The organism is Synergistaceae bacterium DZ-S4 (assembly GCA_025943965.1).
GTDB lineage: Bacteria > Synergistota > Synergistia > Synergistales > Synergistaceae > Caenicola > Caenicola nitritireducens.
Window position 1 is genome coordinate 80,850 of sequence record JAPCWD010000008.1, and the last position, 13,327, is coordinate 94,176.

Genomic DNA, 13,327 nt, shown 5'->3' on the forward strand with positions numbered 1-13,327 from the left:
AAGATATAGCATTTTTCCACCTCTCTCTTACTTTTTCATATTGGACAAAGAACGGTATACGACCGCCTCTTCCACACCGCAGCGCCAGATAGGGCAGGGACTCTGATCAGGCCAGCCCATATCGACATAGGTGACTACATCGTAATGTTCGGGGATAGAGTAGTGTTTTATCAGCCTCTCGCGCATCACATCCGAGAAAGTGAGCCAGCAGCCCCCCAATCCGTATGCGTGGGCAGCAAGGACGATGTTCTGAGTAGCCGCACCGCAGTCCAGAAGCAAGTTAAATGGAGGCATAAGCTTATTTGCATCGTAGCAACGCCTGTCCTGCATCACAACTACATGGACCGGTCCGCCCGGAACATCGCTTCCTTCAAACAGTCCGGGTTCAACATCTTCGCGTATAACCATATATCTTATGGACTGCAGGTTACAGCCATGCGGACCCCAAAGCCCGGCCTTAAGCACCTTGTCGATAAGTTCATCGTCGACATAGCGTTTAAGATCCCACTGGCGTACCGTACGCCTCTGATAAATTACCCTTTCAAAGACTTCCTGTTCCTCGGGAGTGAGCCATTTGGGTTCGTGTACGCTCAAATCTACAGGTTCGCCCGCGATCCTTTTTTTGCATAGCCTAATATCGTCGTTGCAAAGCGATATTCCACCAGTTCGTGCGAAAGTCCGCGCCTGTCCCAGACCCGAAGCATTTTCTCAACTGTTTCAGTCTGATCCACGGGAAGCGGTGTGCCGAAATAGGCGCTTTCGTATGTCGGGATCTCCAATGTGTGGTGACAGCGTTCACGCATCCTGGCCCTGAATTCGACCTCGTTCAGTTCCATCAATTGTTCTTCACTGAGAACAAAGAGGCGGGTCAGTTCCTCAGCTGTAACTCCAAACAGGCGAGCCAGGTCTTCAGTAACAGAATCTTTGCTTTTTTCGCTCATCTCAACATCTCCTTTAACATTTGTGTTTTCAGGTCTTTTGTTAAAAAAACTAAATCGTTAATATTTCAACAGGATGCTTTGTGTGACCCAGAAATTTATGCAGTATATCCCCGGTCTTTACTTTCATGTAGCCGGTCGTTGTACCGTCGCTGCATCCATACCATTCTTCCTCGGCAACGTCCTTGTCAAAAACTATTCTTAAGGCGTCTTTTTTATCGAGCAAAGCACTAAATACAGTGGCAGAGCCTATTTTTGTTCCGAGCATCTTCTCCATCAGTTCTGCAGGTACAAAAGAAAGACGGGAAATTCCAAGAGCCGATGAAAATTCCTTTGATTTGAATGGTTTATCACCACAAGTGATGAAAAGATAAAATTCAGTCTGCTGACGATTGCACAGAAAGAGCGTCTTCACCATCTTCATTTGCAGCTTTTGATTTACCTGAATGCAGTCCTCCATCGTTATGATCTCTTCGGTCTCGACGCGCTGAAATGGGATCTCAAGTTCCATCAACGTTTTATAGACCTTTTCATGCAGCGGAGTCTGATAAAACTCCGGCACAGTCGTTAAGATGTCACTGATAAACAACATACCGATCCCTCCCTTTCTCTTGTTTACTTTTGCAGAGTATGTCATACTATTATTGATTACAAAAGCGGCATTTTATCATGGAAGGTATGACAAATTCAGATGGATAAATGCAGGAATAAATGAGCATTCAAAAATACCTCGTATTTATTAAAACCGTAGAGCTAGGCAGTTTTACGAAGGCGGCCGAAGCACTGGGTTATTCACAGTCCGGCATCAGCCGAATGATCAGCGACCTGGAGAGGGATTGGGAAGTGCCCCTTCTTGAGCGTGGGCGTTCGGGCGTGAACCTGACTTCCGACGGCCTCAAACTGCTTCCTTACGCAAAAAACATCTGCAGCGAACATGAAAAGATGCAAATGCAGATCAGCGAGATGCATGGACTTCAGTCCGGATTGATTCGTATTGGTGCTTTTGCAAGCATGGCGACCAACTGGCTTCCTGACATGATAAAAAGATTCAAAGGGGATTACCCCCATATAGAATATGAGCTTCTCCTAAGTGATTACGCAGAAATAGAAAACTGGATCCTTGAAGGGCGTGTTGACTGCGGCTTCCTCAGGCTGCCCACAAAACCCGAACTGGAAACGGTATTTTTGGAAAATGACCGTCTGCTAGTAGTACTGCCGGAGGATCACCCGATGGCGGAACACGATTGCTTTCCCGCATCAGCTTTGTCTGACGAGACCTTTATACTTCCTCAAAAAACAATGGAACCCGAAATTGCCGAAATCATCACACGATATAGGATCAAGCCAAAGGTGCAGTTTGTGACCTGCAGCGATTACGCCGTAATGTCGATGGTCGAATGCGGCCTGGGCATCAGCATACTGCCGGAGCTCATGCTGAAAAGGACCCCGTACCGGATAGTAGCCAAGGAACTTGATGTGCCTGTCTGCCGTAAAATCTGTCTGGCGATGAGAAATAAGAAAAACCTCTCACTTGCAGCTAAGCGCTTTTTGGATTATCTCCAATATCGAAACACCCCCGAGAATGGCCGCTCTTTAAGGACGTTAAAAGAGGACCTGACACAAGGGTCTTAGGCAAATTGATTAAACAAAAAAAGGATTTCTTGCTGAGATAGCTTCCGGTTACACTGAAATTTGTAATTCCAATTAACCGGAAAAACACCGAAAAAGGTTTCAAAAAAAGACGTCTTTTCCCAGAAACTGCATTAAATTCCTCGTAGACGATTAAGAAGCTAATCAGTTAAAATACGGTAAGCGAAGTATATGAAAAACGAATCATTTAATATTATTTATTTACCTGAATACATTTCTACTTACGTTCTTTAAGTCTAAAATCTTCTATCCGGTCAAACCTACATATCCATCCTTATAAATGGTCATTTTAAGATGGATTGGGCTGAAAAGAAAGAAGGGTTCTTTATGACAGCAGATAAAAATGAAACTAAGGATCCTTCTGCAAACAATGGCGAAATGGACGGAAGGAAAACAAGGATCAATTCGATCATCCTCTCTGTGATCGTATTGTTGGTGGTTGCCCTTCATCTGCGTTTTGCATGGAACAGATACAACGATATTGCCTCATCTGAAGCAGTCATGCTTGCACAATCCATGGAATCCCTTTTACATCCGGAGCACATATCAGAATTATCCGGCACAGAAAAAGACCTTGATAACCCTGCGTACATAATGACAAAACTTAGTCTGCAAAAGCTTGTTGAAACAAATAATCCAATCAGGTTCGCTTATTTATTGGGTGAAGATAATGGAAGCATGATATTTTTAATAGATTCAGAATCACCTGATTCACCGAATTATTCGCCACCGGGACAAATTTACGAAGAAGCAGGAGAAACTGACTGGCTGCCTTTTAAGACAGCTAAAACAGTTCTTACTGAACCTACGACAGATAGATGGGGGACTTGGATCAGTGCTCTTGTACCCATAAAAGACCCTGCTGACGGAAGAGTCATTGCTGTACTCGGACTAGATTATTCGGCATCTCAGTGGAATGACCGCATATGGGAGCGCATGATCCCGGATATAGTAATTGTAATAAGCCTGCTTATACTATTTTTGGTAATGCTCAGAACATGGAACCAACATTCTTTACTTATAAAACTCAACAAAAAAATGGCTTTTAATGAGGCTCTTTACCGGAGTGTTTTTGAACAGGCTCCTATTGGGATCGCTATTGCGGATGAAAACAGGTATGTATCTCAGTCAGAATATGGGCAGATGAATGCCAACCCCATGTTCGAACAAATAATTGGATGGAAAAATGAAGATTTGTCTAAAATTAACTGGACGGACATAACTCATCAAGAAGACCTTAATTTAAATATCAAAAAATATGAAGAGTTCAAAGAGGGCAAGACCGGCGGCTATTCTATAGAAAAGCGTTTTATTAAGCCTGACGGATCGACGGTATGGACAAATATGAAGGTATCCCCTTTGCTCGGCTACTCTGATGCCAGATCATACCATCTCTGCCTGCTCGAAGACATATCTGCGCGCAAGGCAGCTGAGGAGTCGCTTAAAGAGAGCGAGAGGAGCAAATCCGTTCTTCTTTCCCACCTTCCCGGAATGGCATACAGGTGCAGTTATGATCCTGACTGGACAATGCATTTTGTTTCTGACGGTTGCATGGAACTGACCGGATACTCACCGGAAAGCCTTTTGAATAACAGGGATCTCTCGTTTAACGATCTCATAGCACCGGAATACAGTGACAGGCTATGGAATGAATGGAAGCGTATCCTTGCTGACAGGCTGCCTTTTAAACATGAATATGAGATCATAACGGCTGAAGGAAAACGAAAATGGGTCCTTGAGCTTGCAGAAGGCATATTTAATGACCAGTGCGAGGTTGAAGCTCTTGAAGGGATCATCATCGACATATCAGACAGGAAAGAGGTCGAAAATCTACTCAGATATACCAATGAACATGATAGATGGACCGGCCTGTTTAACAGATATTACCTTGAAAACATGCTTAAACATGACGCAGGCAAGGATTTTTATGAAAAAAGAGCCCTAATCAGCATTAATTTGGGTTCAGTACAGTCATTGACAAGGGTTTATGGATTTCATTACACACAGGATCTGATCAAAAAAACAGCCAACGCGTTCAGCGAATATTCTACTGATAAACGAATATTGTTTTCGACATACGAAAACCGTTTCGTTTACTACATGAAAGGTTATAAAGACAGGAATGAATTGCTTGAGTTTACTGAAATTCTGATAGAGATCCTGGAATCCCTGCTTGCAACTGAAAGGATAGGCGGCGGCATAGGGATAATGGAATTAGAGAGTTACGACGATATAGATGTTGACACCCTTTTGAAAAAACTTCTTATTGCCTCTGAAAAAGCGATCAAAATTTATGACGACAATTTTGGAGCATGTTTTTACGATGAAGAAATGGAAATAGAAATAATCCGTGAGCAGGATATAAAGAGTGAGCTTGCCCGGATCGCTGCCGGTGAAAATATTGAAACCCTTTTTCTCCAGTTCCAGCCTATCATTGACCTTAAATCAGACAAGATAAAGGGGTTCGAGGCATTGGCCAGGATGAAAAATGAAAAACTTGGCCTGGTTCCTCCTCTGGAATTTATTCCTGTGGCAGAGAAGACTAAACTTATTATCCCTATTGGCTATATAATTTTTATGCAGTCATTCCGTTTCCTCAACAGGCTGAAGGAAATAGGGTACGAGAACATCAACATTTCAGTCAATGTCTCTGCAGTTCAGGTTTTGGAAAAGGATTTCACTGTCGAGCTGCTCAATATTATTAAAGAGATGCAAGTTGATCCCAACAATATTATTGTTGAGATCACAGAGTCGGTGTTTTCTTCAAATTATGAGGATATTAATAAAATTCTTGGTGAGCTGAGAAACTCAGGGATCAAGATCGCAATAGATGATTTTGGCACAGGTTATTCATCTCTTGCAAGAGAACAGGAATTAAATGTTGATTGTCTGAAGATAGACAAATATTTTATAGACAAGCTTCTGGAGGTAAATCCTGATTATGCTATAACGGCAGAAGTAATATCGATGGCGCACAAGATGGGCCATTATGTTACAGCAGAAGGGGTGGAATATGAAAACCAAAAAGAATATCTTATTAAAAACGGTTGTGACAGTTTCCAGGGATATCTCTTTGCCAGACCGCTTGACGAAGATGAAGCTGTAAAAATTCTGATAAAAGAGAAAAACATTGACCAGAATACCGAAATATAAATAATAAGCGTTTATAACCTGATGTAGATATTTAAAGCTTATTATCAAATGAAACGAGGCGATAAGTATGTTCAGAAGCATGAGAAGATGCAAACAGCTCTTGTCCGATAAAGATACTGAGGCTGTAGTGAAGAGATGCACGAACGGTGTCCTTGCATGCTGCGGGGATAACGATTACCCATACGCTGTCCCGGTCAGTTTCGTTTATCATAACGAAAAGATATACTTCCATTCGGCTAAGGCGGGGCACAAAATAGACGCGATCCAAAGAAACCCAAAGGTGTCTTTCGCTGTCATTGATGAGGACAGAATAGTCAGCAAGGAGTACACATCATATTTCCGAAGCGTAATTGCCTTTGGCAGGGCAAGGATGGTTGAAGGAGAAGAACGGCTTGAAGCCTTCCGGGCACTTGTTGAAAAATATTCAGGGGACCAGCCTGAGGAGGCAAAACACAAGGAAATTACAGGCTGTACGAACGCATGCATAGTTGCAATAGATGTGGACCATATTACTGGCAAAGAGGCCATAGAATTCGTAAGGGCAAAGAACGGATAAATTATTATACCTAAGAGATAAGGCCATCCGGCATCCGGTAATGTTCCGCTTCGGAACATCCGAATAGCCGGATGGTCACTTTTTTGCATTTCTTCGATGATTATATGGGATAAATTAAAAAACTTCACACTTTAAAATCATACGTATATTATTAACAAATATGTGATATTATAGTTAAAGCTATTATCATATGTAGCAGAATAGCTGTAATATACTAAATTACCCTGTATATTTTAAGAATAAATGTAAGGGGATAGATCAAATAAGGAGGTAATTTTATGAAAGTCCCATTCTGCACCTGTGTTGACCATCAATGCCGCTGCAATCCCATAAATCACCCGCACGGCTGCACTCCGTGCATCGCGAAGTGCCTTGCCGAAAAGGAGATACCTGTCTGCTTCTATCGTAAAATTGACCCCAACATGGACAGGAAGCAGGATTACACGTTCAAGGGCTTTGCCAGATTCGTGACCGACCACGAAGAGAAGTCCTAAAAGTAACAGACATCTTCTCACTTCCAAAGCGCACCGGACAAAAATGGACAGTCTGAAAAGGCTGTTCATTTTTTTATTAACAAAATATCGTCGTTGGATATAAAATATGCCAAGCAACCAAAGAAAGGTGGTGTAAGTTTTGATTAGACTTAGATTTTTATTATTGATCATCCTCACATTCACACTGCAGGCCCCTGCGTTTTCCTGTACGACTACGATAGCGGGCAAGAACGCGACTGCGGACGGTTCCGTTATGGTTTCGCATTCCGACGACGGGCTCAGTGACGCAAGCCTTGTTTTCGTGCCGGCGATGGACCATGCGCCCGGATCGATGCGGCCTGTCTTTTATTCAAATGAATCACTCGGATTCAAGCCTGAATGGGGAGGCACCCAGACTCACAGGCTGATCACCAGGGGAAGGGGCCCGGTCTATGACAAAAAGGGACTGCCCGCCTCTATCCCGCTCGGATTTATCCCGCAGGTCGCCCACACCTACGCCTACTTTGACGCGAATTACGGAATAATGAACGAACACCAGCTGACGATAGGCGAGTGCACGGACCTGGCAAAAGTACACCCGGAACCGGAGCCCGGAAAAAGAATATTCTATTCATCTGAACTTTCAAGAGTTGCATTGGAGAGAACAAAGACTTCCCGGGAAGCCGTAAAACTGATGGGCGGGTTGATCGAGACCTACGGATATTACGGAACAGGTGAGACCCTTCTCGTCGGTGATCCGAATGAAGGCTGGGTCATGGAGATGGCCGGCTGCGATATGGACGGGTCCGGAGGCGTATGGGTAGCCCAAAGGGTCCCGGATGACAAGATATTCGTCGCGGCAAACCAGTTCCGCATAAGGGAGATAGATCCGAACAGCCCGGACATAATGTTCTCAAAGAACATATTTGAGATCGCCGAGAAAAAGGGATGGTGGAAGCCGTCCGACGGAAAGCTCGATTTTGCTAAGGTCTACGGAGACGGGGAATTCCACCACCCATACTATTCGCTCAGGCGTGTATGGAGGGCGATGTCGCTCCTTGCCCCGTCGCTCGGACTTTCACCGTGGGCAGAGGACGCGTTCACAAAGGATTACCCTTTTGCGGTCAAACCGGACAAAAAGGTCACCGTTGAAGATATCGCCGCCATACACAGGGACAACTACGATGGCACGGAGTTCGATCTCACCGTGGGTCTGGCTGCCGGACCGTTCGGAAACCCGACGAGATATGAGGGCAACGCCGAGTCCGTCGCGGACTCCGAGGGAAAACTTACAACGCTTGTGGGTGAATTTGAGAGGCCGCTCGATATTTATCGCTGCGTATATTCCTACGTTGCCCAGTCCCGCAGCTGGCTGCCCGATGAGGTCGGAGGAGTCCTCTGGTTCGGCCCCGACAGGCCCTCTACGAACGCACTGCTGCCTTTCTACTGCGGGATGGCGGACCTTCCGAAGGAGATCCAGCAGGCAAACATACTGGACCTGAGGATGGACAGCGTATGGTCGGCCTTCAACTTCGTGGCGAATTACTGCACGATAAAGTGGTCGTATATGATAAAGGACATAAGGGAAGTCAGGGAAGAGGTTGAAAAGAGGGCCTTCGCCGTGCAGGATCTTCTTGAGACCAATGCCGTGGAGCTGCTGAAGAAGGGCAGAGTGGCAGAGGCAAGAAAAATGCTGACCGTATACTGCAGCGAAAATACCGTGGAAGTGCTCGATGCATGGCACAAGCTGGCAGAAAGGCTCTATGTCAAGTATAATGACGGATACCTGAACACAGCCGAAGAGATAGGACAGCCTCTTTTCTATCCTTCCTGGTGGCTGGAAAAAGTCGGTTACGGAAACGGACCTACCGATTACCGCAAGAAAAAATAATATCTTCATAATCGTCTGGAGGTGAAATATATGCCGGTGATCAAGATCGATTGTTCCGCTATGGAAGTCGAAAAGAAGGAGCAGCTGATAAAGTCTCTCACACAGACAGCCAGCAGCATAATGGGCATCCCAGAGGCCGCCTATGTGGTCCTCATCAATGAAATGTGCAAGGACAACATAGGGGTGGGGGGAGAGATGCTGTCAAAGAAACAGCACTGAAGAACGCCTTCTGTCTATTTATCGTAAATCACGGACATCCCGAAAACTCCGGGGTGTCCGTTTTTATCATTTCAGACTTTAGATCGCTAAAGCTCACAGGCTGAGTGTAATTTTTTAACATGGATCACTTTATGTTATACTACTAAGATATTCAGGCATAACAGGGGAGATGAGAATGCAAGTTAAAGGGGGAATAAGATAATGGCAGATGCAAAGATCAAACCTTTCAGATTTATGGAGTCCGCAGTCCTGCTCCTTGCGACGGGGATAAGGGCACAGACGCTCCGTGAGTTGTATGCAGGCCTTAAACAGGTAGATGACAGTTCGATCTACTTCCATTTCTGGGGGCGTATGGTCAGGCCCCACATTTCTGAGTCGGAATTCAACAACGACTTCGCCTCATGGATAAACAGCAGTCTCAGGGATTTCAAACTCGCAGAAGCTTTGGGGGCCATAAACCCGGTCAAATTCCAAAACTTCGACGATATACGCAATGTTATTCTGGATATCCTTGACAAAAGGCTGGAAAACGATGATTTCCTAAGCTGGAAGAAAGCAGACCGTGACTTCCATTTCATCGCATGTAAAAAATTGGTCTTCGACACGGGGACTGAGGCTGCCTCCCTTGAAGAATTTCCCGATGCCGTGAGAAACTGCAGCAGAGAGAGCTTCTTCTACCATTTCATTGACGGCAGGAGGCGTTCTCCCGAATGCAAGGATGATTTTACGTTATGGCTTGAGCAGTTCCCCGAAGAGTCCGCGTCTTTGAGGAAGAGGCTCAAAAATGTCGATTCCTACCTCTTTTCCCTCTCTGAACTCAAGGCACAGGTCTTATCGATAATCGACGACTGGAAGGCCGGCAAAGGGGGCATGATGTGATGTCTGAGATGCTGAATAAATATGCCGAGATCATAGGGTCCGCCGCGATGGACAGCCTCGTCAGGGTCGCTGACAGGCTGAAGGGCAAAAAGATAGTCCATGTCAATTCCACAAGATCAGGCGGAGGAGTGGCCGAGATCCTTTCTTCGATGATACCCCTGTCCAAAGAGCTTGGTCTTGATGTTTCGTGGGAAGTGATCGAGGGCGACGAATCATTTTTCAACTGCACGAAGATGATGCACAACACCCTTCAGGGCATGCCGGGGGTGCTGTCTGACCGTCAGAAGGAGACTTACCTTGATACCGTCCGCAGGAACGCGGAGAAGCTCAAGGATATCCTGGGGGATGCCGATTATGTGTTTATTCACGATCCTCAACCCGCTGCGCTGATCCACAGTTTCCCGAAAAGGAAGGGGAAGTGGGTCTGGAGATGCCATATAGATGTAAGTGCTCCCAACAAAAGCGTCTGGAAGTTTATCAAAGAACAGGTATCCGCTTACGACGCCTCGGTCTTCTCCCTGCCCGACTTTGCCCAGAAGCTGCCTCACCCGCAGTTCCTCATCACACCGAGCATCGATCCCCTCTCGGAGAAGAATATCCCGCTCGAAAGGGACGAGATCGAAAAAACTTATAATGATCTGGGCATCCCCATGGATAAGCCGATCGTGCTTCAGGTATCGAGGTTTGACAAATTTAAGGACCCCCTGGGTGTCATAGAGAGCTACCGGATAATAAAGGAACATGTGGACATCAGACTAGTAATGGCGGGAGGAGAAGCCGACGACGATCCTGAGGCACTCGAGATACTGAGGGAAGTCGAGGACGCCGCAAAAGGAGACCCCGATATATCGATCCTCATGCTTCCTTCCGACTCGCACAGGACGATCAACGCACTTCAATCGGGCGCCGATGTGGTAATGCAGAAATCGATCCGCGAAGGCTTCGGCCTTACCGTTACGGAAGCAATGTGGAAAAACAAGGCTGTCATAGGCGGCAATGTCGGCGGGATAAGACTCCAGGTCATAAACAGATTCAACGGTTTCAGGGTAAGGACGCCGGAGGGTGCGGCCATAAGGACGCGATACCTGCTTTCACACCCATGGAAAAGGGAGAGGATGGGGAAAAACGCCAGGGAATATGTCCTGGAGAATTTCCTTATCACCGGACATTTGAAAAGATACATTACGATGCTCATCTCTCTTGATCTGAAAGAAGGGCCGTGGGAGAGATGGTTCTGAAGCCGCCCAGGCTCACACCAGAAGAGTATGTGCATTTCTTTTCAGCATACGACCGTGTCTCGCCGCTGCTGATCAGTGATTATGACGGAACTCTAGCCCCTTTCAGAAAGGAGAGGGAGAAGGCTGTTCCCGGGGCGCAGACTCAGGATCTTCTTGGTGCGATCTGTGACGCCGGCGGAGAAGTGATCCTCGTCTCGGGAAGGTGCGCAGAGGAAGTCCGGCAGCTTGTATCTCTTCCTGTGGAGATATGGGGGTGCCACGGCATGGAAAGACTCGGCCCCGACGGCCTTTTGGAGAGGGCGGAGGTGTCGCCCGAAGCGCTGAGTAAAATGAATGAATTCTCCTGGCTTTTCGGGGATTTTCCGAATAGGTCTGTCGAGGTCAAGTATTCGGGGATAGCTCTTCACTGGCGCGAGAACAGAGAAACTGCCGACCGTTACGCCGAATTTTCGCGCGATATAACCAATGCTGCAACTGAAGCAGGCCTGAGGATCCTTCCTTTCGACGGAGGGATTGAATTCATGATGCCTGATTTTTCAAAGGGAAACGCTCTGCGCAGGATATGCAGCGAGCATCCGTATTCATCCCCCATATGCTATATGGGGGATGACATGACGGATGAAGACGCATTTGTCGCCGTAAGGGAAAGGGAGGCGGGGGTGGCCATCCTTGTCTTCAGCAAACTTCGCGAAAGCCATGCGAACGTATCGATACACAACAGCGAAGTAAACACATTCCTGGAGTTCTGGCTGCATAGGATGGCGAAGAAAGGGAATGGTACCGATGAAAGATAATAAAGGCCGGTTCCTTGTCGTGTCCAACAGACTTCCTGTGACGATGACCAGCAATGACAACAAATGGGAGGCAAAATCCTCCTCCGGAGGACTGGTGAACGCACTGGATCCCGTACTCAAGAACAGGGGGGGATTCTGGGTCGGATGGCCGGGCACATGCGAAGAGGTCAAAATGTCCGTCCTGAAAGAAATACTCGGTCCTATATCAAAGAAGAACGGATACAGATTCATGCCGGTACTGCTTACCAAAAAAGATATAGAAGAATACTATCACGGTTTTTCAAACTCCGTCCTGTGGCCGCTCTTTCATGATTTTCAGTCAAGGTGCGATTTTCTGCCCGAATACTGGGAGGGATATATCAGAGCAAACGAAAAATTTGCCAAAGTCGTTCACGGACATGCCTCGGAAAACGATTTTATCTGGGTCAACGACTATCAGCTTATTCCGCTGGGATCTATGCTTCTGAATAAAAACCCCGACCTGAGGTCGTCTTTCTTCCTGCACATCCCCTTCCCAAGCCTGGACGTTTTCATGAAGCTTCCCTGGAGGAAGGAGATCCTTTACCAGCTGACATGCTACTCTCTCGTCTGCTTCCAGACTCAGAGAGACAGGAGAAATTTCATAGAATGCGTAAGGGTCTTCTACCCGGGCGCGACAGTCTACGGCAGAGGACATGTCATCAAGGTCAGGATAGACGACAGGGCATTTCTTGCAGGCAGCATGCCTATCAGCATCGACTATAGGCGTTATTCGTCATTGGGCAGTTCAGGTCCTGTTGTAAAAAGAGCAAAACAGATCAAAGATGAGATATATACTGAAAAGATGATGATCGGAGTCGACCGTCTCGACTATTCTAAGGGAATACCGCAGAAGCTGAAAGGGTTTGACAAGTGTCTTCAGGAACACCCCGAACTCAGAGAAAAATTAACGCTCTTCCAGCTCGTTATCCCAAGCAGAGATACGATCAACGAGTACAGGGAGCTCAGGAACGAGATAGAACTGCTGATAAGCGAGATAAACGGCAAATATTCGACCACAAGGTGGACGCCGGTGATCTGGCGCCACGGGTCGCTTCCGGAAACCGAACTTTACGCCGCATACCGTGCGGCAGACATCGCTATCGTGACTTCGCTCAAAGATGGGATGAACCTGGTGTGCAAGGAATACTGTGCAAGCAAGGGAAGAAAAGGGGGAGTCCTTATCCTGAGCGAGTTTACGGGAGCTGCCATACAGCTTTCCAAAGGGGCAGTCCTGGTCAACCCCTATGACGTTTGCGACGTCTCTGAATCTATTTACAGGGCATTTATGATGGATGAAGAAGAGCAAAAAGCAAGAATGAAGTCAATGAGGGAAGCGATAAGGAGGCAGGATGTATTCTGGTGGGTCGATAATTTTCTGAGAGCCGCAGCGGGCAAGAAACTCGGAGATTTCCCGGAACAGGATCTTCCCTCCCTCTGGCCCGGTCTTTTTAAGATCAAACAAAAATATAACGCCGGGAAGCCTTCATAGGTCCCCGGCGTTATATTCAGCGCATC

13 protein-coding genes are annotated in these 13,327 nt (G+C 46.5%); 10 read left to right on the plus strand and 3 right to left on the minus strand.

The genetic code is table 11. The features are described 5' to 3' along the window. Positions 1–27: 27 nt before the first annotated feature. From OLM33_06590 to OLM33_06600, 3 genes are read right to left on the minus strand one after another with little or no spacing between them, the layout of a single operon-like run. On the minus strand, positions 28–594 hold the full coding sequence (locus OLM33_06590; GenBank protein ID MCW1713337.1) for a nitroreductase family protein: 567 nt from the start codon (positions 592–594) through the stop codon (positions 28–30). Between the two features lie 2 nt (positions 595–596). After that, complete coding sequence (locus OLM33_06595) at positions 597–941, minus strand: hypothetical protein (protein ID MCW1713338.1); 345 nt, start codon at positions 939–941, stop codon at positions 597–599. Positions 942–990: 49 nt separating this feature from the next. After that, complete coding sequence (locus OLM33_06600) at positions 991–1,530, minus strand: prolyl-tRNA synthetase associated domain-containing protein (protein ID MCW1713339.1); 540 nt, start codon at positions 1,528–1,530, stop codon at positions 991–993. A 119-nt stretch (positions 1,531–1,649) separates the two neighbouring features. Here OLM33_06600 and OLM33_06605 point away from each other — a divergent pair, with 119 nt between their 5' ends. The 10 genes from OLM33_06605 (at position 1,650) to OLM33_06650 (ending at position 13,301) form a co-directional block, all read left to right on the plus strand. Next, positions 1,650–2,570: a LysR family transcriptional regulator gene (locus tag OLM33_06605; GenBank protein ID MCW1713340.1), complete on the plus strand. Its 921-nt coding sequence runs from the start codon at positions 1,650–1,652 to the stop codon at positions 2,568–2,570. A gap of 345 nt (positions 2,571–2,915) precedes the next feature. After that, positions 2,916–5,741 carry an EAL domain-containing protein gene (locus OLM33_06610; protein MCW1713341.1) on the plus strand — a complete coding sequence of 942 codons (2,826 nt, stop codon included), beginning with the start codon at positions 2,916–2,918 and terminating at the stop codon, positions 5,739–5,741. A gap of 67 nt (positions 5,742–5,808) precedes the next feature. Beyond that, complete coding sequence (locus OLM33_06615) at positions 5,809–6,297, plus strand: pyridoxamine 5'-phosphate oxidase family protein (GenBank protein ID MCW1713342.1); 489 nt, start codon at positions 5,809–5,811, stop codon at positions 6,295–6,297. 278 nt (positions 6,298–6,575) lie between these two features. Further along, the gene (locus OLM33_06620) at positions 6,576–6,791 is read left to right on the plus strand and encodes a DUF6485 family protein (protein MCW1713343.1); all 216 of its coding nucleotides are present in this window, start codon (positions 6,576–6,578) and stop codon (positions 6,789–6,791) included. Between the two features lie 139 nt (positions 6,792–6,930). Beyond that, complete coding sequence (locus OLM33_06625; protein MCW1713344.1) at positions 6,931–8,661, plus strand: C69 family dipeptidase; 1,731 nt, start codon at positions 6,931–6,933, stop codon at positions 8,659–8,661. A 30-nt stretch (positions 8,662–8,691) separates the two neighbouring features. Beyond that, entirely contained in the window at positions 8,692–8,880 is a 189-nt protein-coding gene (locus tag OLM33_06630) for a tautomerase family protein (protein ID MCW1713345.1), read from the plus strand. Between the two features lie 201 nt (positions 8,881–9,081). Next, complete coding sequence (locus OLM33_06635) at positions 9,082–9,759, plus strand: DUF5752 family protein (protein MCW1713346.1); 678 nt, start codon at positions 9,082–9,084, stop codon at positions 9,757–9,759. Continuing rightward, entirely contained in the window at positions 9,759–10,997 is a 1,239-nt protein-coding gene (locus OLM33_06640; protein MCW1713347.1) for a glycosyltransferase, read from the plus strand. The genes OLM33_06635 and OLM33_06640 overlap by 1 nt, the downstream gene beginning before the upstream one ends. Then, a complete protein-coding gene (gene otsB / locus OLM33_06645) occupies positions 10,988–11,791 on the plus strand; it encodes a trehalose-phosphatase (GenBank protein ID MCW1713348.1) in 804 nt (267 codons plus the stop codon). The genes OLM33_06640 and otsB overlap by 10 nt, the downstream gene beginning before the upstream one ends. After that, positions 11,781–13,301, plus strand: a complete 1,521-nt coding sequence (locus tag OLM33_06650; protein MCW1713349.1) for a trehalose-6-phosphate synthase — start codon at positions 11,781–11,783, stop codon at positions 13,299–13,301. Before otsB ends, OLM33_06650 begins: the two co-directional genes overlap by 11 nt. Positions 13,302–13,327: the final 26 nt, after the last annotated feature.